The 20,499-nt window shown below is 63.6% G+C and carries 18 protein-coding genes; 7 read left to right on the top strand and 11 right to left on the bottom strand.

Translation table 11 applies throughout. The annotated features are described in order from the left end of the window. Position 1: 1 nt before the first annotated feature. Positions 2–379 (bottom strand): copper homeostasis periplasmic binding protein CopC, encoded by a 378-nt coding sequence (copC, locus tag HX830_RS11500; RefSeq protein ID WP_103498254.1) that lies wholly within the window; start codon positions 377–379, stop codon positions 2–4. Positions 380–543: 164 nt separating this feature from the next. Between copC and HX830_RS11495 the strand changes: the two genes are divergently transcribed. Together HX830_RS11495 and HX830_RS11490 are read left to right on the top strand one after the other, a co-directional pair. After that, complete coding sequence (locus HX830_RS11495; protein WP_177100274.1) at positions 544–1,089, top strand: histidine phosphatase family protein; 546 nt, start codon at positions 544–546, stop codon at positions 1,087–1,089. A 238-nt stretch (positions 1,090–1,327) separates the two neighbouring features. Then, positions 1,328–1,870, top strand: coding sequence for a cysteine hydrolase family protein (locus tag HX830_RS11490; RefSeq protein ID WP_177100272.1), 543 nt, complete (start codon positions 1,328–1,330; stop codon positions 1,868–1,870). A gap of 136 nt (positions 1,871–2,006) precedes the next feature. Here the strand turns inward: HX830_RS11490 and HX830_RS11485 are convergent, their stop codons facing one another. The 5 genes from HX830_RS11485 to HX830_RS11465 form a co-directional block, all read right to left on the bottom strand. Further along, positions 2,007–3,086, bottom strand: a complete 1,080-nt coding sequence (locus HX830_RS11485) for a nucleoside hydrolase (RefSeq protein WP_152737107.1) — start codon at positions 3,084–3,086, stop codon at positions 2,007–2,009. A 90-nt stretch (positions 3,087–3,176) separates the two neighbouring features. Beyond that, positions 3,177–4,487: an MFS transporter gene (locus tag HX830_RS11480; RefSeq protein WP_103498257.1), complete on the bottom strand. Its 1,311-nt coding sequence runs from the start codon at positions 4,485–4,487 to the stop codon at positions 3,177–3,179. 172 nt (positions 4,488–4,659) lie between these two features. Continuing rightward, on the bottom strand, positions 4,660–5,292 hold the full coding sequence (locus HX830_RS11475) for an N-carbamoylsarcosine amidohydrolase (protein ID WP_177100270.1): 633 nt from the start codon (positions 5,290–5,292) through the stop codon (positions 4,660–4,662). Positions 5,293–5,316: 24 nt separating this feature from the next. Further along, entirely contained in the window at positions 5,317–6,123 is an 807-nt protein-coding gene (locus HX830_RS11470; RefSeq protein ID WP_177100268.1) for an alpha/beta fold hydrolase, read from the bottom strand. After that, positions 6,120–7,268, bottom strand: a complete 1,149-nt coding sequence (locus HX830_RS11465; protein ID WP_103498260.1) for an FAD-dependent monooxygenase — start codon at positions 7,266–7,268, stop codon at positions 6,120–6,122. The genes HX830_RS11470 and HX830_RS11465 overlap by 4 nt, the downstream gene beginning before the upstream one ends. Positions 7,269–7,579: 311 nt before the next feature. Between HX830_RS11465 and HX830_RS11460 the strand changes: the two genes are divergently transcribed. The 4 genes from HX830_RS11460 (at position 7,580) to HX830_RS11445 (ending at position 13,687) form a co-directional block, all read left to right on the top strand. Beyond that, entirely contained in the window at positions 7,580–8,632 is a 1,053-nt protein-coding gene (locus HX830_RS11460) for a 2,5-dihydroxypyridine 5,6-dioxygenase (protein WP_177100266.1), read from the top strand. Between the two features lie 245 nt (positions 8,633–8,877). Then, positions 8,878–9,327 (top strand): MarR family winged helix-turn-helix transcriptional regulator, encoded by a 450-nt coding sequence (locus tag HX830_RS11455; RefSeq protein ID WP_100940725.1) that lies wholly within the window; start codon positions 8,878–8,880, stop codon positions 9,325–9,327. A gap of 291 nt (positions 9,328–9,618) precedes the next feature. After that, the gene (locus HX830_RS11450) at positions 9,619–10,095 is read left to right on the top strand and encodes a (2Fe-2S)-binding protein (protein ID WP_103499675.1); all 477 of its coding nucleotides are present in this window, start codon (positions 9,619–9,621) and stop codon (positions 10,093–10,095) included. A gap of 16 nt (positions 10,096–10,111) precedes the next feature. Further along, positions 10,112–13,687: a molybdopterin cofactor-binding domain-containing protein gene (locus HX830_RS11445; protein WP_177100264.1), complete on the top strand. Its 3,576-nt coding sequence runs from the start codon at positions 10,112–10,114 to the stop codon at positions 13,685–13,687. A gap of 125 nt (positions 13,688–13,812) precedes the next feature. Here HX830_RS11445 and HX830_RS11440 read toward each other — a convergent pair whose 3' ends face one another. Both HX830_RS11440 and HX830_RS11435 read right to left on the bottom strand, forming a co-directional pair. Continuing rightward, positions 13,813–14,499: a TetR family transcriptional regulator gene (locus tag HX830_RS11440; protein ID WP_177100262.1), complete on the bottom strand. Its 687-nt coding sequence runs from the start codon at positions 14,497–14,499 to the stop codon at positions 13,813–13,815. Between the two features lie 82 nt (positions 14,500–14,581). Next, the gene (locus HX830_RS11435; protein WP_103499676.1) at positions 14,582–15,634 is read right to left on the bottom strand and encodes an NAD(P)-dependent alcohol dehydrogenase; all 1,053 of its coding nucleotides are present in this window, start codon (positions 15,632–15,634) and stop codon (positions 14,582–14,584) included. Between the two features lie 179 nt (positions 15,635–15,813). Between HX830_RS11435 and HX830_RS11430 the strand changes: the two genes are divergently transcribed. Next, the gene (locus tag HX830_RS11430) at positions 15,814–16,707 is read left to right on the top strand and encodes an AraC family transcriptional regulator (RefSeq protein ID WP_103499672.1); all 894 of its coding nucleotides are present in this window, start codon (positions 15,814–15,816) and stop codon (positions 16,705–16,707) included. Here the strand turns inward: HX830_RS11430 and cobA are convergent. Genes cobA through HX830_RS11415 form a run of 3 tightly spaced genes read right to left on the bottom strand, consistent with a single transcriptional unit; the run spans position 16,668 to position 20,341 of the window. After that, positions 16,668–17,426, bottom strand: a complete 759-nt coding sequence (cobA, locus tag HX830_RS11425) for a uroporphyrinogen-III C-methyltransferase (RefSeq protein WP_152737100.1) — start codon at positions 17,424–17,426, stop codon at positions 16,668–16,670. The genes HX830_RS11430 and cobA overlap by 40 nt on opposite strands. A 26-nt stretch (positions 17,427–17,452) precedes the next feature. Continuing rightward, positions 17,453–19,120 carry a bifunctional protein-serine/threonine kinase/phosphatase gene (locus HX830_RS11420; RefSeq protein ID WP_152737099.1) on the bottom strand — a complete coding sequence of 556 codons (1,668 nt, stop codon included), beginning with the start codon at positions 19,118–19,120 and terminating at the stop codon, positions 17,453–17,455. A gap of 9 nt (positions 19,121–19,129) precedes the next feature. Beyond that, positions 19,130–20,341, bottom strand: a complete 1,212-nt coding sequence (locus HX830_RS11415; protein ID WP_152737098.1) for a nitrate/nitrite transporter — start codon at positions 20,339–20,341, stop codon at positions 19,130–19,132. Positions 20,342–20,499 lie beyond the last annotated feature (158 nt).

Here is a 20,499-nt window from a genome sequence, read left to right as displayed (position 1 = left end):
CTCAGTTGCCCACCGTGAAGCTGTAGTTGCCTTCGCTCTTGTGAGTGTCGACCGACACTGCGTGCCACACGACCTTGTACTGGCCAGGCGGGAGAGGAGCCGCAGGGGTAACGATCAGGGTTTTCTTGTCGGACGGATCGGTGGCGATGCTTTTCAGCGTGACCGCTTTATCGGCGCTGCTGAGTTCGACTTTGGTGAACTTGGCTTCAACCCCTTCGCTGAACACCAGGCGCAATTCGGCCGGGGCGCTGACGGTGGCATCCTTGGCCGGGGTTTCGCTTTTCAGGTGGGCATGGGCGAAGGCGCTGTTCGCACCGGCCAGGCCGACCAGCAGGAGCAGGGCGCCGAGGGTTTTCTTGAGCGGGACGACAACAGGCATCGATCAGTTCCTCGTGGGATCAAGTGAGCTGACTATACTAGCTCGCTCTGCAGCCGAACGTCGCATTTGAGCCTTTGTTCGCTTGAGCGATACTTGCAATCCCGGCTGAGTGACTTCCCGGTATGTTGAGCCACGACACGGACTGCCTTTCGGAACACACCCTTATGTCGATTCGTTTGAGCTTTGTTTGCCACGCCCGCACCGAGGCCCAGCGCCTGGGGCGTTTTCCGCTGGACGAACCGGTGGAGCCCAAGGGCTTGCTCAAGGCGGCCGAGCTGGCGGCGCGTTTGAAGAAACCGGTGCGCATCCTCAGTGCCCCGGAAACCCGCGCCTGGCAGACCGCCGAGGCCCTGGGGGCGGAGGTCGAGATCGTCCCGGAACTGGGAGACCTGGATGTCGGCGAATGGCAGGGTGTCATGCTGACGGATTTGCTCGAGAGCGAACCAGAATTGCTCGCGGCCTGGACCTCGGACCCGACGCAGATCCCGCCGGCGGGTGAGTCGGTGGCGGCGTTGTGTGCCCGGGTCGGGACCTGGCTCGAGGGTTTTCGCGAGGAAGGGCATTTTATCGTGGTGACCCACCCCTTCGTGATCCGCGCGGCACTGCTGCACGCGCTGGGGGCCGGGCCCACCTCCTTCAATTCGATCGATATCGAGCCCTTATCCGTGGTCGACCTGCGCCGTAACGGGCACTGGCGGTTGCGCTTCTGAGGCTGCGCGCTGTTGTCTTTTTCGATGACGGGGTTGCCAGGCTCGAACCGACCGTAGCATGATCGAGCCCATGAACCGGAATCCGTTGAACCTCACCCAGACCACCACGACCGCCTATGGCGGGCGTGAGGTCGGTGCGTGAGTCGGTAAACGCAGCGAACCCAGGCCCCGCCAGCAATGGACGGGGCCTTTTGGTTTCTGGGTCTTTGCTGGCATCACACGGAAGGAGAAACACCCCATGCAAGCAGACAATGCACAGCGTTCGGCCCTGTTGATCATCGATATGCAGGTCGGTCTGTTCCACGGTCCCGACCAGCCCTGGGAAGGGCAGCGGGTGCTGGAGAATATCAATCAGCTGATTGGCGCGGCGCGGCAGGCCGGTGCGCCGATTTTTGCGGTCCGGCATACCGGCCCTGAAGGCTCGCCGATTGCGGCGGGGAGTGCGCCCTGGCAGTTGGTGCCGGAGTTGCGGGTGGATCCCGCGGTGGATCGTCTGGTCGACAAGACGCGCCCCAGTTGTTTCTTCAATACCGGGCTGGCCGAGCAGTTGGATGATGCCGGTGTGCAGCGCCTGGTGATCGTCGGGATGAAGACTCAGTATTGCGTCGACAGCACCAGCCGCCTGGTGCGGGATCTGGGTTTCGAGGCGGTGCTGGTGGGGGATGCCCATACCTGCATGGAAACACCCGGGTTGTCGGCCAGGGCGATTGTCGAGCATCACAACGCGACCTTGAACGGGGCGTTTGTGCGGGTGCTGAACACGGTTGACGTGCGGTTCTGAATGGCGACCGCTGCGCGGTCATCGCTGGCAAGCCAGCTCCCACAGAGGTCTGTGCCTACTCCGATGGAGCGTTCACCGTTGCTCTTCTGTGGGAGCCGGCTTGCTGGCGATAGCGGTCTATCTGGCGCCGCTGACCTCAGGGTTTTTTCACCGGCGTCGGCAAGGTCACCAGCGAGACGTAGTCGTTCCAGAATTTCTTCTGGTCCACCGCGAACACGATTTTGGCTTTCTGCGTCCCCACTGGCGGGCTCTTCTTGTAGCCCAGCGCGCGGCCGTAGTCCGGACCGAAATGGGTGTCGACATCGATCCACATATCACGGGACTCGGTGACGATCTCAGGTTCGGCCAGGAACAATGCCGGCAGGCTGTCCCAGGTAAAGCTGTGATAGCCCGGGTTCTTGGCGAACTCTGGCCCGAACACGCTCTTGTACAACTCCGGCACCGCGCCCTTGGCCGCAATCACCCGGTTGTAGACAGAAGCATCGAAGGTGACTTTCTCGCAGACATCGTTGGGGAAGATCACGTGTTCGATCGACGAGCGCAGGACTATCTTCGCCGCCTCCGGGTCGAACCACCAGTTGAACTCCGCCGCCGGCGTGGTATTGCCGGGAATCTCGATGGCGCCGCCCATGTACACGATGCGCTTGATCAGCGGCACGATATCCGGCGCCTGGCGGATTGCCAGGGCCAGGTTGGTCAGCGGACCGATGGCCAGCAAGGTCACTTCATGGGGGTATTTGCGCACGCTGTCGATAATGAACTGCGGCGCGGTTTCGCTGCGCAGCTTGGTATGGGTCGCGAGGCCATCGGGCGGCGCGACCAATTGCGAAGCCGAGGTCGGCCGCGGGTTCTTGAATGCCCCGGGCCAGCCGGCGCCGAACATCGCCTGCTCCTGTGGATAAGTGGCGAAGTCATGCAGCAGCGGATAGGCCGCGCCGGAGTAGACGCCGATCTCCTTTTCCACCCCCATGCGTTCCACCGCCTTGAGCGCGTCGACCTGTTCCTGGTCGACCCAGGCATTGCCGCTGACCAGGGTCATGCCCAGCAGGTCGATCTTCTTCTGCGCATGCAGTTGCGCCAGCATGATAAAGGCCTGGCCGTCGTCGTTCAGTACGTTGAAATCGGTGTCGATGATGACTTTTTCAGCCGCTTGCAGCGAGCCGGCGGACAGGCCGACAGCCAGCGCCAGCGCGCAGCCCTTGAGAAAGCGTTGCATGGTGATGTGCCCCAATGAGTTGTTGTTGTATTGCGGTAATCCAGCATGCCTGCCGACGCCTGGAAAGGCCATCGGCAGGTAAGTGGTTACTTAACGATTGACCAGTTTTGCCGGCAGGGCGATCACCAGGAAGCTGCTCAGGATCAGGCAGCCGGCGAAGAACCAGAGGGCTCCGGCGCTGCTGCCGGTCAGGTCGATGGCCACGCCCATCAGCGAGTTGCTGACCAGCCCGGCGATGTTCGCCAGCGAGCAGGCCAGGGCAAAGCCAGTGGCCGCCGCGGTGCCCTTGAGGAAGGTTGCCGGCAGGCTGAAGAACACCGGCACCGCGCCGATGATCGCCGCCGAGGCAATGGCGAACAGGGCCACCGTCGCCACCACGTTATGGGTGAAGAAGGTGCTGGTGGCCATGGCGACGGCGCCGACGAAAAACGGCACGATGATGTGCCAGCGGCGTTCGCGATGCTTGTCGGAACTGGCGCCGATCAGCAGCATGCCGAGCAGGGCGGCGACACTTGGCAGGGCGGTCAGTACACCGATATGGAAGGTGTCGGTGATCCCCGCATTGCGGATGAAAGTCGGCATCCAGAAGCCCATGGCGTAGGCGCTGAGCAGGATCGAGAAGTCGATACCGCCGAGCATCCAGACCTTGAGGTTGAAGAAACCGTCGCGAAAGTGCTGCTTGCTGTCGGGGCTGCTGGCCTCGTCGTTTTTCAGTTCGCTTTCGAGGACGGCTTTTTCTTCTTCATTGAGCCATTTGGCCTGGCGGAAGTGGTTCGGCAATGCCCAGAAGGTCAGGATGCCGAGCAACACGCTGGGCACGGCTTCGATCAGGAACAGCCATTGCCAGCCGCGCAGACCGTTGACCTGGTCGAAGTGACCCATGACCCAGCCCGACAACGGTCCGCCGATAACGCTGGAGAGCGGCAGGCCGATCATGAACAGGGCGATGATCCGCCCGCGTCGATGGGTCGGGAACCAGGTGGTCAGGTAGAACAGCACGCCCGGCAGGAAGCCGGCTTCGGCGGCGCCGAGGAGGAAACGCAGGATGTAGAACTGGGTGGTCGAGGTTACGAGCATGGTGCAGGCCGAGAGCAGGCCCCAGGTGATCATGATCCGCGCGATCCAGATTTTCGCCCCGACCTTTTCCAGTACCAGGTTGCTCGGTACTTCGAAGAGGATATAACCGACGAAGAACAGCCCGGCACCGAGGCCGAAGGCGGTTTCGCTGAAGTGCAGCTGGTCGAGCATCTGCAGTTTGGCGAAGCCGATATTGATCCGGTCGAGGTACGCGGCCAGGTAGCAGAAACACAGGAACGGGATCAGTTTCCAGGTGATCTTGTGGTAAAGCGCTTGGGTCGGGTCGGCGACCGAGGTCGCTGATGTTGCATTCGCAATGGGCATTGGTTGTCTCCTGGCGGTGACTTATGGTTTTTATTACAGCCGCTTTTTCCAGCACTCTGGAGCGCGGTAAAGGCGGCTTCCAAAGGCAGTGTCAGAAGACTGGGCGTCACGCTCCGCACGGAGGCGACGCTCAGTTTTTTACGCGACCATGCTCTGTGGCACGGTTCTGCGGTCAAGCTCCCTGGAACTTCGAGATCGCTTCCTGTTTGCTGACGACATCGCCGTACTTGCTGTCGATGTCGAACAGATTCGCTTCATGGGGCGCCGGATGGCGGTCACCCACGCATTCACGTACCACGATGGTCCTGAACCCGTGCTGCACGGCATCCACCGCCGTCGCGCGGATGCAGCCGCTGGTGGAACAACCGGCCAGCACCACGGTGTCGATGCCCTGGGCGTGCAACTGCGAGGCCAGGCTGGTGCCGAAAAACGCACTGGCGTATTGCTTGCTGATGACCACTTCCGACGGCAGCGGCAACACCGCTTCGCAGAAGGCCGCCAACGGATTGCCTTCGACCATGTCCTTCATCACCGGCGCCTTGCGCACCCAGATGCCGCCATCGGCGAAATGCCCCGGATGGTAGCGAATATTGGTGTGCACCACCGTAACTCCATGCTGCCGCGCGCAGTCCAGCAGCTCGACGCTTTCGGCCACGGCGCTGACCACGCCAGGGGCGAACAGTGGCGCGCCCTCGGTGGTGTAGCCCTGCATGAAATCGATCATCAGCAGGGCCGGTTTCTGGCCGAAGCCGATCCGCTGGCCCCAGACGCCCTGGTAATTGTCATTGGCGCTTTGTTCGCTCATCTCAAGGCTCCCACAGGTTCAGGTTCAAGTCAGGCTCACGCCGAGGAAGTCACCGAAGGCAGCGAAGAAACCGTCCAGGTCGTCCCAGGGAATCATGTGGCCGGCATTGGCCACGTGGGCGACCTGGATGCCCGGTTGCAGCGCGCGGATTTCGGCTTCGTCCTCCGGCAGGATCACGCCGCCGCGACCGGCCACCAACAGCAGGGCGGGGGCCGTGAGCCGAGGCAGGTCCTGGTGGAAGTCCACCGTATGGAAGTCGTTGAACGCCCTGACGATGGCCGGTTCGTAGCAGGTGTGCAGCCATTCGGCGCGCAGTTGCAGTTGCTCCGGGGTCCAGGTGGCGCAGAAGGCACGCATCGCCTCGGCGTCCATCCCGATCAGCGACTGGCGGATCGAGTCGACGTACCAGGGCAGCTTGCTCGGGTACTCGCGACGACCCGGACCGGACACCGGCGGGTCGATCAGCACCAGGCTCTTGACCCCGGCGGGGCTGAGCACGGCACTGCGCACGGCAAAGCGCGCGCCCATGGAGTGGCCGACCAGATGGTAGGTGTCCAGGCCCAGGGCGGCGGCAAAGGCGGCGATATCGCTCGCGCAGGTCTCGGCGCTGTAGTCCAGTTCCGGACCGCTGGATGAAAGGCCGCGTCCGCGGACATCCAGCACATAGGTATCGAAGTGCCGGCCGAAGCGTTCGGCAACGAAGCCCCAGGTGATCGCCGGGCTGGTGATGCCGGGGATCAGGATCAGCGCCGGGCCCGTGCCGCCATACCGCAGGTAGTGCTGGCGGATACCGTTGGCCTGGACGTTGCCGCCGTGGACGAAAGTGCTCACGCCGCCACCCCCGATTTCAGCACCTGGGCGTAGAGGTCGTAACCGTAGACCCAGGCCGGATCTTCCTGGGTGCGCAGCCAGGTGTTGGCGTTGGAGACCGCCTGGACCCGCGAGGCGCGCTCCTTGCGGTTGGCTTCATAGAGTTCGAAGGCGGTACGGTGGTCGCCGAGGCCGGTTTCCTGCAGGCAGCGGGTGAGCATGGCGGCGTCTTCGATGGCCATGCCGGCGCCCTGGGCCATATGCGGTTTCATCGGGTGGCAGGCATCTCCCAGCAGCACCAGGCGACCACGGCTCCACAGCGGCAGCGGATTGCGATTGCGCAACGGCCATTTGGTCACGGTGTCGGTGGATTCGATCAGCGCCTGCACGGTGGGGTGGTAACCCTGGAAGGCTTCGAACATCTCTTCGCGGCTGCTGTCGACAAACGGGCCTTCGAAGTCCAGCTCCGGGTGTGGCACGCCGGTGACGTAGTAGTACTCATCGCGTTTGCCGGTGGTGTAGTAGACCATCATGTGCCGGTCCTCGCTCCACCACTTGATGCAGTCCTCGAAGTTGAGGTCGTAGCGGGCCAGCTTGTCGCGGGTGATCAGCGCGCGGTGGGCGACCCAGCCGCTGTACAGCGGTGCTTCGTGGCCCAGCAGTTCCTCGCGGATCTTCGAATTGATGCCGTCGGCGCCGATAACGATATCGGCGCTGGCCGTGGTGCCGTCGGTGAAGCTCAGGCGCACCTGGTCGCCGGTGTCTTCGATCTTCTCCAGGCGCTTGTTGAAGTGCAGGGTGCCGGGCTTGATCGTCGACATCTGCAAGGCATGCAGGTCGCCACGGTGCACGGTGACATAGGAGGCGCCGTATTCCTTGCGAGCGAACTCGCCCAGGGGAATGCGCGACAGATAGTCACCGCTCATGCCATCGCGACTGAACCAGTGATCCGGGTGCGAGCCCATCTGGTCGAGCTGCTGCTCGATGCCCATGCGGCGGAAGATCTTCATGATATTCGGACCCATGTGGATCCCGGCGCCCAGGCGGGAAAACTCCGGGGCCTGCTCGTAGATCGACACGTCGAATCCAGCTTGTTGCAACAGCGTGGCGGCGGCGGCGCCACCCAGGCCCGCGCCGACGATGGCGATTTTTTGCGTGCTTGCCATGGGGCTTGCTCCTCGTTCCGAGTGTGGGGTGGCGGATTCGGCCACCGGGTTTTTAAAGTGTATACGCTCTTTTTTTAAAAAGACTAGCGCCTCTGTAAAAATTAAATTTTTACCGGTTTTAGCCTCTGGTAACGCTAAGTAACCTTATTTTGTTGGGTGTGTGTGAGTTTGTAACGTTTTGGTCTACTGCTTGCAGAGCGCTGTGAATTCAGGTCTTATCGATGATAAATGGCGTATACGCTATAAAAACGCACTAGACTGAAGCGTCGCGCCTCGACTTGGTGCAGCGCGAGCGAAGAGGAGAGAGGAAAATGCCGGTAAGTGATTGCGAACTGACGCAGATGTTCGAACACGTGTTGAAGCTGTCGAAAGTCGACTCGACCCAGAGTGTCGCGGTGCTCAAGAGTCATTACTCCGATCCGCGCACCGTGCGTTCGGCGATGGAGGCGGCGCAGCGCCTGGGGGCCAAGGTGTACGCGGTGGAATTGCCGTCGTTCAACCACCCGACGGCCATGGGCAACGATATGACCGCCTACTGTGGCGACACCGCGCTGACCGGCAATATCGCCGCGCAGCGGGCGCTGGAAGCGGCGGATCTGATCGTCGACACCATGATGCTGCTGCACTCGCCGGAACAGGAGCAGATCCTCAAGACCGGCACGCGCATCCTGCTGGCGGTGGAGCCGCCGGAAGTGCTGGCGCGGATGCTGCCGACCGAGGCCGACAAGGTGCGGGTGCTGGCGGCGGAAGAGCTGTTGAAGAAGGCCCGTTCGATCCATGTGACCTCCCGCGCCGGCAGCGATTTCCGCGCGGCGCTGGGGCAGTATCCGTCGGTGACCGAGTATGGTTTCGCCGATGAGCCGGGGCGTTGGGATCACTGGCCGAGCGGCTTTCTGTTCTCCTGGCCGAACGAAGAAACCGCCGAGGGCGTGCTGGTACTGGATGTCGGCGATATCCTGCTGCCGTTCAAGACCTATACCCGGGAGAAGATCACCCTGGAGGTCGAGAAGGGTTTTATCACCTCGATCCACGGTGGTTTCGAGGCCGAGTACCTGCGCGACTACATGAAGTATTTCAATGATCCCGAGGTGTACGGCATCTCCCATATCGGCTGGGGGCTGCAGCCACGGGCGCAGTGGACGGCGATGGGGTTGCACGACAAGAACGACGGCATGTGTATGGATGCCCGGGCGTTCTATGGCAACTTCCTGTTCTCCACCGGGCCGAATACCGAGGTCGGCGGGACGCGCAAGACGCCGTGCCATATGGACATTCCGCTGCGCCATTGCGATGTATACCTGGATGACCAGGCGGTGGTGATCGGCGGTGATGTGGTGGCGCCGGAGGCGTCGCGGGCGCGCTGAGTCTGGGGTGAAGGGGCTGTCAGTGAGGTTTTTGGTGGTCTTGCGGGCCCCTTCGCGGGCAAGCTCCGCTCCCACAGTTCGGGTGTCTACCGATACTGATAGGTATGACGCGGTACTGTGGGAGCGGAGCTTGTCGGATCGCCGCACCGCCGCGAAGAGGCCGGGCCGGACAACCTCACACTTGAGTCTGCCCCCCAACCTGTCCATCATGCCTGCCCATTCTCCCTCGCCTTTTCGAGCCTGCCGTGCCGGATACTCCTGATTCCAACCCTTATGTGTTTTCCGAACAAGTCGGCCACCTGCTGCGCAAGGCCTACCAGCGGCATATGGCGATCTTCCAGCAGAATGTCGGCGACTCGCAGCTCACCGCCGTGCAGTTCGTCACCCTGTGCGCGGTGCGCGATCACGGCCCCAGCTCCCTGACCGAACTGGTCAAGGCCACCGCCGTGGACCAGGCGACCATTCGCGGTATCGTCGAGCGGCTCAGGGCCCGTGAGTTGATCACCCTGGAGCCGGACCCGGAAGACCGGCGCAAGGTCATTGTCGGTTTGTCCGAGGCCGGCAGCCGGCTGGTGCAGCAGACCGTGCCCTGCGCGGCGAAGATCAGCGAACTGACCATGAGCAACCTCAATCCCGCCGAACAGGTCGCGGTGCTGTTCCTGCTGCGCAAGATGATCGACGACCGCGACGAGTAACCCTTTCTGGATGCGGGCCTGTGTGGGAGCGGAGCTTGCCCGCGAAGAACGATGACGCGGTCTAGCTGAAGAACCGCGGTGTCCCCCTTTCGCGGGCAAGCTCCGCTCCCACAGGTTTTGTGTTTCTCCAATGCCATGGTCGGACGCCTGAAAGTCCAACTGGCACTCTTCTTGCTCTCCTTTCATGTAGTAACCACTTCATCGAAAAAAGTGTGTCGTCAGGAGACATCGTTCTCAACCCATGCCCTTTTCATGTAGTAGTTACTTCATCAAATGAAGCGAGCGCATTCCATGACGATGCAGGAAATCACGGTAGCCCTTGAGGTCAACGGCCAACGCCATTCGGTGACGGCCATGGCCGATACCCCGCTGTTGCTGGTGCTGCGCAACGACCTGCGGCTCAACGGCCCCAAGTACGGCTGCGGCCTGGGGGAGTGCGGGGCCTGCACGGTGATCGTCGACGGCGTGGCCGCGCGCTCCTGCGTGTTTCCCCTGGCCGGCGCCGAGGACCGGCAGATCGTCACCCTCGAAGGCCTCGGCAGCCGCGAGGCGCCACACCCGGTGCAACAGGCCTTTATCGACGAGCAGGCGGCCCAGTGCGGCTATTGCCTGAACGGCATGATCATGACCGCCAAGGCCTTGCTCGACCGTATCCCGCACCCCAGCGAAGCGCAGATCCGCCAGGAACTGTCGGCCAATCTCTGTCGTTGCGGCACCCATATCGAAATTCTTCGCGCGGTGCTGCGTGCCGCCCGTCCATTGCCTTGAACCAGGATCGACGACCATGAGCGACGCCATCCCCACCCGCGACCAATGGCTGGCCAAGACCGGCGTGCTGCTGATCGTCGACGATATCCTGCCGCCCTCGGGGCCGGTGGCCAAAGGCGGCACGCCGCGGGTCTTGCCCAAGGAGCTGGGGCTGTTTATCGCGGTCAACGACGATGGCCTCGTCTATGCCTTCAACGGCCATGTGGACCTGGGCACCGGTATTCGCACCTCCCTGGCGCAGATCGTCGCCGAGGAGCTGGACCTGGAGGTGGAGCAGGTGTGCATGGTGCTCGGCGACACCGAGCGCGCGCCGAACCAGGGCGCAACCATTGCCAGCGCGACCTTGCAGATCTCCGCGATTCCCCTGCGCAACGCCGCGGCCGAAGCCCGGCGCTTCCTGCTGGAACGGGCTGCCGGGCGCTGGTCGCTGAACGTGGCGGCGCTGCGGGTCGAACGCGGTATCGTCAAGGCGCCGGATGGCCGGGCCCTGGGCTACAGCGAACTGGTGGCGGGCGAGCACGACCAGTTGCGTATCAGCGGCGGTGCGCCGCTCAAACCGGCCGAAGACTATCGGCTGGTGGGCAAGGGCACGGCGCGGGTGGATATCCCGGCCAAGGCCACCGGCGAGCTGATCTATGTCCATGACATGCGCGTGCCGGACATGCTCCATGGTCGGGTCGTGCGCCCGCCTTATGCCGGTTTCGATTGCGGCGACTTTGTCGGCAACAGCCTGCTGGAGGTCGATGAGTCATCCATCGCCCATATCCCCGGGATCGTCGCGGTGGTGGTGATCCGCGACTTTATCGGGGTGGTTGCGTTGCGTGAAGAACAGGCGGCGAAGGCGGCGCGGGAACTGCGGGTACGCTGGAAGGACTGGACGCAGAAGCTGCCGGACCTGAGCGATGTCGAGCAGGCGATCCGCGACAACCCAAGGATCAAGCGTACGGTGCTGGACCAGGGCAATGTCGATGCGGCCCTCGCCGGCGCCAGCCAGCGCATGCCGCGCACCTACCTCTGGCCCTATCAGATGCATGCTTCCATCGGCCCGTCCTGTGGCTTGGCGGATTATCACGAGGAGGGCATCCGGGTCTGGTCCGGCAGCCAGAATCCGCACCTGTTGCGGGCCGACCTCGCCTGGCTGCTGGAGTACCCGGAAGAACGTATCGAGATCATCCGCATGGAGGCGTCCGGCTGTTACGGCCGCAACTGCGCCGATGACGTCTGTGCCGACGCCCTGTTGCTGTCCCGCGCCGTGGGCAAGCCGGTACGGGTGCAACTGACCCGTGACCAGGAACACGCCTGGGAACCCAAGGGCACGGCGCAATTGATGGACATCGATGGCGGCCTGAATGCCGATGGCAGCGTGGCGGCCTACGACTTCGAGACCAGCTACCCGTCCAATGGCGCACCGACCCTGGCCTTGCTGCTGACCGGGCGGGTCGAGCCGCTGGCGGCAATGTTCGAAATGGGCGACCGCACTTCGATCCCGCCTTATGCCTATGAACATATGCGGGTCAGCATCAACGACATGTCGCCGATTGTCCGGGCGTCGTGGATGCGCGGGGTGTCGGCCTTGCCCAACACCTTTGCCCATGAGTCCTATATCGACGAGCTGGCCTTCGCCGCCGGGGTCGATCCGGTGGAATATCGCCTGCGTTACCTGCCGGACCAGCGGGCCGTGGACCTGGTGAAATCCACCGCCGAACGGGCCGCCTGGACCCCGCGCACCGCGCCGATGCAAACGCCGAACGAAGACCATCTGCTGCGCGGTCGCGGCTTTGCCTATGCGCGTTATATCCACAGCAAGTTTCCCGGCTTCGGCGCGGCCTGGGCGGCCTGGATCGCGGATGTGGCGGTGGACCGGCAGACCGGCGATGTCTCGGTCACCCGGGTGGTGATCGGCCATGATTCGGGGATGATGATCAACCCCGACGGCGTGCGGCACCAGATTCACGGCAATGTGATCCAGTCCACCAGCCGGGTGCTCAAGGAGCGGGTGACCTTTGAAGAGTCGGCGGTGACGAGCAAGGAGTGGGGCGGTTATCCGATCCTGACCTTTCCCGAGGTGCCGCAGATCGATGTGCTGATGATGCCGCGCCAGAGCGAGCCGCCCATGGGCGCCGGCGAATCGGCCTCGGTGCCGAGCGCGGCGGCGATTGCCAATGCGATCTTCGATGCCACCGGGATTCGTTTTCGCGAACTGCCGATTACCCCCGAGCGGGTGTTGCAGGCGCTCAATGCCGGCACCGCCGGGGATCCGCCGAAGTCGCCGGAGAAACGTTCGAAATGGTTGTTCGGCTCGTTGTTCGCGGCCTTCGGCGCGCTGCTCGGCATGGCCGCCACGGCCTGGCCCTGGCATGGGGAAATCGCGCCTATCGCCCCGCCCAGTGCCGGGACCTGGTCGGCGGCAACCCTTGAGCGCGGGCGCTTGCTGGCGGCGGTCGGCGATTGCGCGGTGTGCCACACGGCGCCGGGTGGTGTAACCAATGCCGGCGGACTGGCGATGGAGACGCCGTTCGGCACGCTGTACAGCAGCAATATCACCCCGGATGTGAAGACCGGTATCGGCAGCTGGTCGTATCCGGCCTTCGAGCGGGCGATGCGTGACGGCATCGGTCGTGACGGGCGCAATCTGTATCCGGCGTTTCCCTATACGGCGTTTCGCAATATCAACGATGCCGATATGCAGGCGCTGTATGCCTACCTGATGTCCCAGGCGCCGGTCAGCCAGGCGGCCAAGGCCAATGCAATGGGGTTTCCGTTCAACCAGCGGCCGTTGATGGCCGGCTGGAATGCCCTGTTCCTGCGCAAGGGGGAAATCCAGGTGCAGCCCCAGCGTAGCGAGCAATGGAATCGTGGGGCTTATCTGGTCAACGGATTGGGGCACTGCGCGGCTTGTCATTCACCGCGCAATCTTCTGGGTGCGGAGAAGGGCGGGGCAGCGTTTCTGTCCGGGGCCATGGTCGATGGTTGGGAGGCGCCGGCGTTGAACGGCTTGTCGAAGGCGCCGACGCCGTGGACCGAGGATCAGTTGTTCAGCTACCTGAGCACCGGTTACTCCGATGCCCATGGCGTGGCGACGGGGCCGATGGGGCCGGTGGTCACCGAGCTGGCGAAATTGCCGAAAGAGGATGTGCGGGCGATGGCGGTGTACCTGGCGTCGCTGAACGGGGCGGATGCTGAAGCGCAGGTGGTGGAGAAGGCGACCCGGCCGGTGGCCGCTGCGCAGAAGGTGGTGCCTGAGGTGAAGTTGTCACTGAGTAACGGTCAGCGCCTGTTCGAAGGTTCCTGCCAGGGTTGCCACGCCGATGGGCTGGGGCCGAAGTTGTTTGGGGTCAGCCCATCACTGGCGACCAACAGCAATGTGCACAGCGATGTGCCGGACAATCTGCTCAAGGTGATCTTGCAGGGTATCCAGAATCCGGCGACCCGGGATCTGGGTTATATGCCGGGATTCAAGGACAGCCTGTCGGATACCCAGGTGGCGGAGTTGGCGGCGTATCTGCGCAGTCGGTTTGCCGGCGAGGCGCCGCCGTGGCAGGGCTTGGAAAAGACCGTGGCCCATGTTCGAGCGAATCCTGGTACTCACTGATGAACGCTATTCGTTGTAGCACCACAACCCTGTAGGAGCCTGGCTTGCCGGCGAAGAGGCCCTCAAGACCGCTAAAAGCTTCGCTGGCAAGCCAGGCTCCTACAGGTCCGCGGGGTTTGCAGAATTTAAGGCAGGCGCAGCACCCCACGCACCACCAGGTCACTGATAAACGCCAGCCAGTCCTGCTGCTGGCGTTTCTCCGCCAGCGGTTCCCCCAGGAACGAGCTCAGGGTGTGCTGGTTGGAGTTATAGAAATAACAGAGCGAGGCGATCATCAGGTACACATGTTTGATATCCAGGTCCTGGCGAAAGATGCCCTTGGCCTGGCCGGCCTCGATGATCGGGCGCAGCACGCCCACCGCTTCACCGGAAAGCCGGCGCAATTCACCCGACTGCTGCGCATGCCGCCCCTTGTGCAGGTTCTCGATGCTCAGGATGGCGACGAATTCGGGGTGCTTGACGTAGTAGGTCCAGACGAAGGCCACCAGGTCCTGCAAGGCTTGCAGCGGTTCCTCTAGGTTCAGCTTGAGCTTGCTTTCGGCTTTGTTGAACTGCTCGTAGATATGTTCCAGCACGCAAATGAACAGGCGTTCCTTGCTGCCGAAGTAGTAGTAGAGCATGCGGTCGTTGGATTCGGCCTCGCGGGAGATGCTTTCGACCCGGCCGCCGGAATAACCGTCGCGGGTGAACACCTTCACCGCCGCGTTGAGAATACGCGCGCGGGTCTGGTCGGCTTGCTGGGCTCTGATGCCGGTCTTCTTGTTCACGTCGGCATTCCTTCTGTGGGTCGGAAAGGGACGCGAATATAGCATGGGGGCCGTTGCGTGGATGCAGGCCCGGTGGGAGGGGCAGGAGCCGGTTTACCGGCTCCTGCCGTGGCGCACGCAGCCTTGATCAGGCCTTGAGGGTCGCCATGTCGATCACGAAACGGTATTTCACATCACCGGCGATCATGCGGCTGTAGGCCTCGTTGATCTGGCGGATGTCGAGCATCTCGATGTCGCAGGTGATGCCGTGCTCGGCGCAGAAATCCAGGACTTCCTGGGTTTCGGCAATGCCACCGATCAGCGAACCGGCCAGTACCCGGCGCTTGAGCACCAGCTTGGCGGCATGCAGTGCCGGGTCCACCGGCTCGATCAGGCCCACCAGGATATGCACGCCGTCGAAGGCCAGGGTGTCGAGGTAGGGGTTGAGGTCGTGCTGCACCGGGATGGTATCGAGCAGGAAGTTGAAGCGGCCCGCGGCGGCGGCCATCTGCCCGGCATCGGTGGAGACGATCACATGGTCGGCGCCCTGGCGACGACCTTCCTCGGCCTTGCTCGCCGAACGGGTGAACAGGGTGACTTCGGCGCCCATGGCCTTGGCGAACTTGATGCCCATATGGCCCAGGCCGCCCATGCCGAGAATCCCGACCTTGTCCCCCGGCTTGACGCCATAGTGCTTGAGCGGCGAGTAGGTGGTGATGCCGGCGCAGAGAATCGGCGCGGCGCTGGCCAGGTCGAGTTTTTCCGGAATGCGCACGACGAAGTGTTCGCTGACCACGATGCTGTCGGAGTAACCGCCCATGGTGTTGCTGCCATCGACCCGATCCGGGGTGGCGTAGGTCATGGTCGGGCCTTCCAGGCAGTATTGCTCCAGATCGGCGGAGCAGGCTTCGCAATGACGGCAGGAGTCGACCATGCAGCCGACGCCCACCAGGTCGCCGACCTTGTGCCGGGTAACGTTGGCGCCGACGGCGGTGACCTTGCCGACGATTTCATGGCCGGGCATCAACGGGTAGACGGCAATGCCCCATTCGTTGCGGGCCTGGTGGATATCGGAGTGACAGACGCCGCAGTAGAGGATCTCGATGGCGACATCGTCAGGTCGCGGCGAGCGACGCTGGAAGGACATGGGGGCGAGGGGCGTGGTTGGCGACTGGGCGGCATAACCGATGGCGGTGTACATGAGGAGCCTCGCAAAGCTGTGACGGTTGAGGCGATGCATTGTCGGCGTCGAAGCTGGACACGGCCATGGCGATTCCTCCGCGTGTCTTGCCTATTCCTCCGGTATCGCGATTTCGCCATTCGCCTGTGTCCCCGGACCTGCGAAGATGTTCCCATCCCTTTTTCCGTGAAGTTTTTGCCATGCAGTTGACCCGTCATCTGGACGCCAATGCCCCCCTGGTTGCGCTGATCGAGCCCCTGGCCACCCGTGACGGCTTCGTCCCGACCCTGTTGCCGGGCGTGCAGGTGTTGCGCGTCGGCTGTGATGTGGCCCGTGGTCCGCAGATCTACGAGCCGAGCCTGATGATCATTGTCCAGGGCAGCAAGCTGGCCTACCTGGGGGTGCGGACCCTGGAATATGGCGCCGGACACTATCTGATCCAGGCCCTTTCGGTGCCCTTCGAGTGCGAGACCTTTGCCGGCAGTGATGGCGCGCCCCTGCTGGGGATTTCCGTTGCTATCGACCGGGCGGTGCTGGGGGAGCTGGTCTTGGCCATGGGCTTCAACCATGACAGCCCGGCGGCGGCCCAGACCCCGGAATCCATGGCCTCGGTGGTGCTGGATGACAGCATGCGCGGTTGCGTCGAACGCTTGCTGCGTTGCCTGCGGGACCCGCTGGAGTGTCGTGTCATGGGTGAGGCGCGGGTGCGCGAGTTGTTGTTCGCCGCCTTGCGCGGGCCGCAGTCGGAAGTGCTGCGTGCGCTGGTGGAGCAGCAGGGGCATTTTTCCCGGATCGCGGCGTCCCTGGGTCTTTTGCATGCCCATTACACCGAGCCCTTGAACGTCGAGACCCTGGCCAGTTGCGCGAATATGAGCCTGTCGACCTTTCACGAGCATTTCAAGCGCGTCACCCTGCTGTCGCCGGTGCAATACCTCAAGCGCCTGCGTCTGCTCAAGGCGCAACAATTGTTGCTGGCCGACGGCCTCGGTGTGGCGCAGGTCGCCCATCGGGTCGGGTATCAGAGCTCCTCGCAGTTCAGTCGCGAGTACAAACGCTACTTCGAACGCAGCCCCGGGGACGAGCGGGCGGCTTGAACCTGGCTTGACGCGCAGGCCGCCACCTCGCCGATCACCAGGATCGCCGGGCTCTTGAGTTCGAACGCCAGGGCATCCTCGTGCATATGCGCCAGGTCGCTGCGGCACTCCCGTTGCTGGGGCAGCGAGGCGTTTTCGATCAGTGCCACCGGGGTGCGGGTGGCGAGTCCGGCGGCGATCAGGCTGCCGCGTATTTCCGCCAGCTTGGCCACGCCCATATACACCACCAATGTTGTGCCGCTTTGCGCCAGGGCGGTCCAGTCCAGAGGGCTGTCGTCCTGGGTGTGGGCGGTGACGAAACTCACGCCGCGGGCCACGCCGCGCAAGGTCAGCGGGATGCCGAAGTGGGTGGCGCCGGCCAACCCGGCGGTGATGCCATTGACCACTTCGACCTCGATCCCGCGGGCTTGCAGCCAGTCGGCTTCTTCACTGGCGCGGCCGAAGATGCACGGGTCGCCGCCCTTGAGGCGGACCACCGATTTGCCCTGGCGGGCGTAACGCAGCATCAGCCGATGGATAAAGGCCTGCGGCGTCGAGCGGCAGCCGCCGCGCTTGCCCACGGCAATCACCCGGGCGTCGGGGCAATGTTCGAGCACGGCGCGATTGACCAGGTCATCGACCATCACCACCTGGGCACCCCGCAGGACGCGCGCCGCCTTGAGGGTCAAGAGCTCCGGGTCACCGGGGCCGGCGCCCACCAACCAGACTTTGCCATGCATATTCAGTTCTCCAGGAGAGGTTCGCTTCAGCCGTGCAGTCGCCAGGCCAACAGGATCAGATTCAACAGCAGGGAGCCAAGGGCCAGGGTGCGCCAGACTTTGATTGGCTCGCGCTCCAGCAATGGACGGGGGCGCGGTGCCGGCAAGTGTTCGGCCTGTTGCAATGCCAGCAGCCATTCTTCGGCGGTTTCGTAGCGCTGGGCCGGGTCGCTGGCCAGGGCTTTGCCGAGGCTGTGTTCGAGCCAGTCGGGCAGGTCCGGACGATAACGACTGGCCGGCACCGGCGAGCCGAACCGGGGACGTTGGAAGGCTTCGATTTCGCCATAGGGGTAGTGCCCGGTCAGCAGGTAATACAGGCTGACGCCGACGCTATACAGATCCTGCGCCGCACTCGGTGGCGCACCGCCGTAGGCTTCCGGGGCGATATAGCTGGGCGTGCCGGGCAACTCGGCATCGCGCTGGCGGTTCAGGCCGGGGCAGTAGGCCAGTCCGAAGTCCAGCACCCGCAGCTCGCCGTCGGTCCCCAGCAACAGGTTTTCCGGCTTGATATCACGGTGCAGGAGATTGCGCCGGTGTAGCAGGCCCACTGCCCGCAGCAGTCGTAACGCCAACTCCAGCCCCTGGTTGAGACCCAGTTGGCCGTGGGCGTCGAAGTGTTCGGCGAGAGTTATCCCCGGGTATTCGCGCATCAGGTAATACAGGTGTTGACGCTGCTCGGCGGGATGCACTTCGGGGAAGTGGCGGCCCGTCATGCGCCGCAGGAACCATTCCTCCAGCAGCAGGCTCTGGACCGCGGCCGTGTCGTCCTGGCGTTGCACTGGCAGGGTCTTCAGCAGCCAGGGTTGCTGCTGTGCATCGTGGACCCGGTACAGCAGCGACTGACGGCTCTGTTTCAACAGACCCTCGACCTGCCAGCCCTCGAACCACTGCCCCGGTTTCAGTGTCGGTGGCAGTGGCCATTGCTCGGCTTGCCCAAGCAGATCGTCGAGATCGGTGTCGGCCAGTTCATCGATGCGCACCAGTACGGCACTGGCATTGTCCTGGCTGCCGGACCGATGCGCGGCCTCGACCAGGGCCAGGGTCGCCTGTTCCAGCGGCAGGTCGCGCTGCAGGATATCGACGATCGACGCGTCGCTGAGGGTGGCCCAGACCCCGTCACTGAGGATCAGGAACTGTTCGTCCTGGCGCAGCTCGCCTTCCAGGTAGTCGACCACCAGATGCTGTTCCAGGCCCAGCGCCCGTTTCAGCACATGCTGCATGCCGGCCTGGTCCCAGACGTGATCCTCGCTGATGCGTTGCAACTGTCCGGCAAACCAGCGATAGACCCGGCAATCACCGATATGCGCGAGGGTGAATGAACGCCCGCGCAGCACCAGCGCACTGAGGGTGGTCAACAGCGGTGACTGCCCGCCATGGGCATGCAGCCAGCGATTCTGCGCCAGCAGCAGCCGGTCCAGGGCTTGCGACACGCCCCAGGTCGGCGGCGTGGCGTAATAATCCAGCGCCAGGGCCTGCAAGGTCGAGCGCGCGGCCAGGCCGCCGTCGGCGCACTGGCTGACACCGTCGGCCAGGGCGAACAGATAACCCTTGCTGGCGGCCAGGGCGGCTACCGGGATCACCAGGCGCGTCGCATCCTGGTTCTGCTCCCGGGGGCCGCTGGCGCTGGCCTCGGCGTAGCTGAGTTGCAGACCCATGGTCCTGGCTCAGACCCGGGCGGCGGAAAAGGCCGCCGAACCCCAGGTGGTTCTCCAGCGGCGCTTGACCCCGTACAGGCCGAACCAGGCGATCAGCCCCAGGCTGGCGAACAACCACAGGGCGAGCTGGTAGTCACCGGTACTCTGCTTGATCGCTCCCAGCCCTGCCGTAAGTAGAAAACCGCCGATACCGCCGGCCATGCCGACCAGGCCGGTCATCACGCCGATTTCCCTGGTAAAGCGCTGCGGCACCAGTTGGAACACTGCACCGTTGCCCGCGCCGAGGCCGAGCATGGCAATGACGAACAGCGCCAGGGCCGCCACCGAGCTGGACAGGTGGAAGCCCACCACGCCGATGCACAGGGTGGCGATGGCGTAGGTGCCGAGCAGGGCCCGAATCCCGCCGAAACGATCCGCCAGGGCGCCGCCCAACGGACGCATCAGGCTGCCGGCGAACACGCAGGCGGCGGTGTAATAACCGGCGGTTTGCGGGTTGAGGCCGTACTGGTCATGGAAGTAACCGGGCAGGGCGCTGGCCAGGCCGATAAAACCGCCGAAGGTGACGCTGTAGAAAAACATGAACCACCAGCTGTCACGGTCGCCGAGGGCGTTCAGGTAGTCGGCCATGGATTTGGCCTTGGCGCGGTTGGGCGCGTTGCGCGCCATCAGGCTGAACAGTACCAGGGTCAACACCAGGGGAATCAGGGCCAGGCCGAACACGTTGACCCAACCAAAGGCGGCGGCCAGCAGCGGTGCCGCCAGGGCGGCGATCACGGTGCCCGAGTTGCCGGCGCCGGCGATGCCCATGGCCTTGCCCTGGTGCTGCGGCGGATACCACTGCGACGCCAGGGGCAGGGCGACGGCGAAGGAGGCCCCGGCCATGCCCAGGCACACACCCAGCAGCAGGGTTTGTTCATAGCTGTGCACGCCCAGTTGCCAGGCTGCCAGCAGGGCCACGATGACAATCACCTGGCCGATGATGCCGGCGGTTTTCGGTGACAGCTGGTCGGCGAGCATGCCCATGATAAAGCGCAGGATGGCACCGGCCAGGATCGGCGTGGCTACCATGAAGCCACGCTGTTGGGTGGTCAATTGCAGGTCGGTGGCGATCTGCACCGCCAGTGGCCCCAGCAGGTACCAGACCATGAAGCTCAGGTCGAAATACAGAAACGCCGCGAACAGGGTCGGTGTATGGCCGGCTTTCCAGAAACTGTTGTGCATCTAACACCTCATCTGCCAAAGGGTTCAACGAAGGCTCGGAACCTGCGCACGGGTGATGTTCACCGGCCGCCTGCCCCCGTTTACCGACGCTAAAAACGCAAAAACGCCGCATCCCGGTTCGTTTGCACGAAGGGGATTGCGACGTCTTTGTCGGAGTG

This window comes from Pseudomonas gingeri, from assembly GCF_013385425.1.
GTDB classification, from domain to species: domain Bacteria; phylum Pseudomonadota; class Gammaproteobacteria; order Pseudomonadales; family Pseudomonadaceae; genus Aquipseudomonas; species Aquipseudomonas gingeri_D.
This window is presented reverse-complemented; position numbering and strand designations above follow the sequence as displayed.

Excerpts from the sequence above, each read along its gene's own strand:
- copC (WP_103498254.1), bottom strand. The coding sequence starts at position 379 with ATGCCTGTTGTCGTCCCGCTCAAGAAAACCCTCGGCGCCCTGCTCCTG.
- HX830_RS11495 (WP_177100274.1), top strand. The coding sequence starts at position 544 with ATGTCGATTCGTTTGAGCTTTGTTTGCCACGCCCGCACCGAGGCCCAG.
- HX830_RS11490 (WP_177100272.1), top strand. The coding sequence starts at position 1,328 with ATGCAAGCAGACAATGCACAGCGTTCGGCCCTGTTGATCATCGATATG.
- HX830_RS11485 (WP_152737107.1), bottom strand. The coding sequence starts at position 3,086 with ATGCAACGCTTTCTCAAGGGCTGCGCGCTGGCGCTGGCTGTCGGCCTG.
- HX830_RS11480 (WP_103498257.1), bottom strand. The coding sequence starts at position 4,487 with ATGCCCATTGCGAATGCAACATCAGCGACCTCGGTCGCCGACCCGACC.
- HX830_RS11475 (WP_177100270.1), bottom strand. The coding sequence starts at position 5,292 with ATGAGCGAACAAAGCGCCAATGACAATTACCAGGGCGTCTGGGGCCAG.
- HX830_RS11465 (WP_103498260.1), bottom strand. The coding sequence starts at position 7,268 with ATGGCAAGCACGCAAAAAATCGCCATCGTCGGCGCGGGCCTGGGTGGC.
- HX830_RS11460 (WP_177100266.1), top strand. The coding sequence starts at position 7,580 with ATGCCGGTAAGTGATTGCGAACTGACGCAGATGTTCGAACACGTGTTG.
- HX830_RS11450 (WP_103499675.1), top strand. The coding sequence starts at position 9,619 with ATGACGATGCAGGAAATCACGGTAGCCCTTGAGGTCAACGGCCAACGC.
- HX830_RS11445 (WP_177100264.1), top strand. The coding sequence starts at position 10,112 with ATGAGCGACGCCATCCCCACCCGCGACCAATGGCTGGCCAAGACCGGC.
- HX830_RS11440 (WP_177100262.1), bottom strand. The coding sequence starts at position 14,499 with ATGCTATATTCGCGTCCCTTTCCGACCCACAGAAGGAATGCCGACGTG.
- HX830_RS11435 (WP_103499676.1), bottom strand. The coding sequence starts at position 15,634 with ATGTACACCGCCATCGGTTATGCCGCCCAGTCGCCAACCACGCCCCTC.
- HX830_RS11430 (WP_103499672.1), top strand. The coding sequence starts at position 15,814 with ATGCAGTTGACCCGTCATCTGGACGCCAATGCCCCCCTGGTTGCGCTG.
- cobA (WP_152737100.1), bottom strand. The coding sequence starts at position 17,426 with ATGCATGGCAAAGTCTGGTTGGTGGGCGCCGGCCCCGGTGACCCGGAG.
- HX830_RS11420 (WP_152737099.1), bottom strand. The coding sequence starts at position 19,120 with ATGGGTCTGCAACTCAGCTACGCCGAGGCCAGCGCCAGCGGCCCCCGG.
- HX830_RS11415 (WP_152737098.1), bottom strand. The coding sequence starts at position 20,341 with ATGCACAACAGTTTCTGGAAAGCCGGCCATACACCGACCCTGTTCGCG.